Source organism: Thalassoglobus neptunius (assembly GCF_007859735.1).
Taxonomy (GTDB): Bacteria; Planctomycetota; Planctomycetia; order Planctomycetales; family Planctomycetaceae; genus Thalassoglobus; species Thalassoglobus neptunius.
Window position 1 is genome coordinate 1 of the sequence record NZ_SIHI01000119.1, and the last position, 2,766, is coordinate 2,766.

The window sequence follows — 2,766 nt, forward strand, 5'->3', positions numbered from 1 at the left end:
ACGGTAAGCTGAATGGCGAGTACCGCTCACAGATGACCAGGACAGAACTCGAAACAAAAGGATACGGCAGACGCTGGCTTGTGGAATCATTCATGAGCGGATTGAAGCGAACCACAGGTGCCGCACTCTCAGCCAGAAGCGAGAAAGCCCTGTTCGTCGAAGCCGCCCTCAAAGTCCTCGCCTACGCCCTGAGGCGTTAGCCCACGATCAAAACCTGTGATTTGTTTTCAACACAGCAATCAAGGATCTGTTTCCCTCACCGCCCAAATCGCCGAAGGGAGGCCCCACTCCCGTTCAGTCCAGAGACTGCCTTGAAGGCATTCTTTGGATCTGGCGATCGTTGGAAAGATTTACCAGATAATTATCCCTCTTTTACAACGTGCTGGCGACGACATGCCATGTGGTCAACGACCGGAGCCATCACGAAAGCGTGGGCTCGACTGTTCCGCCGCATGAATCGGCAAAAGAAGCTGAACTGGTCAGAGGCGTTTGGTGATGGAACGTTTTCACCAGCAAAAAAAGGGGGCTTGAGGTTGGAAAGACCAAGAAGGACAAAGGCACCAAGATCATGTTGATGACTGAAGCTGAAGGTGTTCCGATTTCATTATTTACGACGAGCGCCCAAGTGGCCGAAGTCAATACGATCGAAACTCTTGTTGAACAACAGGTATTTGGCCCCACGCCAGCGAAGCTGGTTTACGATAATGCGGCGGATGCAGACTGGCTCCGAAGTGCTCTCGCCTCAAAGGGCATTGAACAAGTCATCCCTCATCGCAGGTCTCGAAAAAGAAGTCTCTTCAAGATGGACGTAAGCTAAGAGGATACAAAAGGCGATGGAAAGTTGAACGCACCATTAGTTGGATCCAGAACTTCAGAAAAACGGTCGTTCGATACGAAAAACACGCCCACATCTTTGAAGGATTTGTACATCTCGCATGCTTGATGATCGTCATGCGGAAGTTGTGAAACTGCCTCAGTCTTGTGGGTGATTCACACATGGCAAGGCAGACACCAGTGTTTATCATCGAAAGAGTCAGGTCAAGCGACCTAAAGGGGCAGAATGAGACAAAGTTAGCTTCCCGTTCTGAAAAATGAATTCCTCATTTCCAGCAAAACTTGTCGCAAGAAAGTGATACTATGTCTTTTATAATTCGGGAATATCGAAATTTTGTGCCTAGGGTGTCTTTGCTATTACTATTAACTTCCGTTTTGCTCTTAACAGCAGCCTCAGCGCAAGAGTCGGATCAAGCTAGGTCGCGTGAGGTTTTGGGATCGCTTCAGGCTGAACTGTGGGGGGCAGATAGCGTCAATGGTGGCGGTGCCCCTTTGCGAGTTAGAGTTTACAACGCCAACGGAAAGCGAATATCGCAGCTGGTCAAAGCCTTCCCCGAATTGAGAATGGTCTATCTTCATCCTACGAAAGATTTGAGAGCTGATGATTTTCGTCACCTGAAAAGCTTACCCGACCTGAAGACACTCTGGGTTACAGGTTTCCTTACTGATGACTACGCAACTGTTATCGCTGAGCTGACGACCCTAGAGGAATTGCGCACTTACGTCCGTGGACAGATGGATGAACATGATCTCATCGAGTTGAAGGGACTTGCTCACTTAAAAACCCTTCATCTTGGAGTTGGTTTCGACACTTACTCACCGTCAGATGACCGATTGGGTGCGTCCGTAATCGGACTATTTTCGCAGTTAGAGGAGTTGAGCCTCAACAACGCCAGTGTGTCTGACAATTCAATAAATGCTGCCTCTCGTATCACCAATCTAAAATGCCTTAGGCTCAGTGGCGGAGATGGCGTGAGCAAAAACGGATATCGGCCGCTGGAACGGTTAAGGAATCTTGAGACGCTTCAGTTTTACATGCCACGATCGGATGATGCTGTAGCTTACCTAGAGTCGCTCAGCGCCCTACGGGAACTGGAAGGGCTCCCTGACATTACGGACACGGGGATGCTCACTGTTGCAAGAATACAGTCTCTCAAGAGATTGCATAACGTCACCAGCGGCGAGATTACGGATGAGTCGTGGAGTCATATGGGGGAATTGAGCGACTTAGAATCGCTTGAGCTTCACTCACCCAAAATTAACGGGAGCGGCATTTCCGAAATGCGCCCGTTGAAGAAGCTCAAGAGACTCAATCTGAGACACACTGAGTTTCATGCGAAGTACATAGACTCGCTTCTGAAGTTCAGAGCACTCGAGAGCCTCGATCTTGGTTGCACCAAAGTGGAAGACAGCGACTGGGAGTCGCTTGTTGTCCTGAAACAACTTCCTCGGTTACTGAAGCTGTCAGTAGAGCTGTCTGAACCAAATAGATTGAAGCTACAGGGGATGCTGCCGAATGTTGTGGTGACCTTTCTAGAGTAGCATCGATATGCTGGTGCTGGGTTTGAACCTGAGAAGGAAGACGAAATGAAGGAGATCTGCGTCATCAAAGTCTCCTCGAACCAAAATCGGTCGGTTGACTCTCATAACATCTGGATCAGAAAATGGGGAGCACGCCAGAATGGTTAACAACACTGAGGATCCATCCGGAATCCCTATCACAGTTCCACTGACCTGAATATAGTCTCCATCATAAATCGGACTGTTGAATTGAGCTCAGAGGCTATCCGGAAACTGAGGTTTTTTGAAAGTCTGGTTTTGTTCACACTTTGCGGTTCATCAACGCAAAGGAGTGCACGGTGTCCGAGGCGATTCGAAAAGCGTACCCAAGTGACCTGACTGACCTTCAGTGGGAGATGATCGAAATGATTC

3 protein-coding genes and 1 pseudogene are annotated in these 2,766 nt (G+C 48.8%); all 4 read left to right on the top strand.

Annotated elements, in window-relative coordinates; genetic code table 11:
- Window positions 1–200 (top strand): annotated as a pseudogene (locus tag KOR42_RS25990) (hypothetical protein); the annotation flags it as partial.
- A gap of 374 nt (window positions 201–574) precedes the next feature.
- Window positions 575–817: a hypothetical protein gene (locus KOR42_RS26000; protein ID WP_146512713.1), complete on the top strand. Its 243-nt coding sequence runs from the start codon at window positions 575–577 to the stop codon at window positions 815–817.
- 44 nt (window positions 818–861) lie between these two features.
- On the top strand, window positions 862–966 hold the full coding sequence (locus KOR42_RS28055; RefSeq protein WP_390620928.1) for a hypothetical protein: 105 nt from the start codon (window positions 862–864) through the stop codon (window positions 964–966).
- A 171-nt stretch (window positions 967–1,137) separates the two neighbouring features.
- Complete coding sequence (locus tag KOR42_RS26010) at window positions 1,138–2,376, top strand: leucine-rich repeat domain-containing protein (protein WP_197441623.1); 1,239 nt, start codon at window positions 1,138–1,140, stop codon at window positions 2,374–2,376.
- Window positions 2,377–2,766 lie beyond the last annotated feature (390 nt).

Coding starts and splice junctions, on each gene's coding strand:
- KOR42_RS26000 (WP_146512713.1), top strand. CDS start 575: ATGACTGAAGCTGAAGGTGTTCCGATTTCATTATTTACGACGAGCGCC.
- KOR42_RS26010 (WP_197441623.1), top strand. CDS start 1,138: ATGTCTTTTATAATTCGGGAATATCGAAATTTTGTGCCTAGGGTGTCT.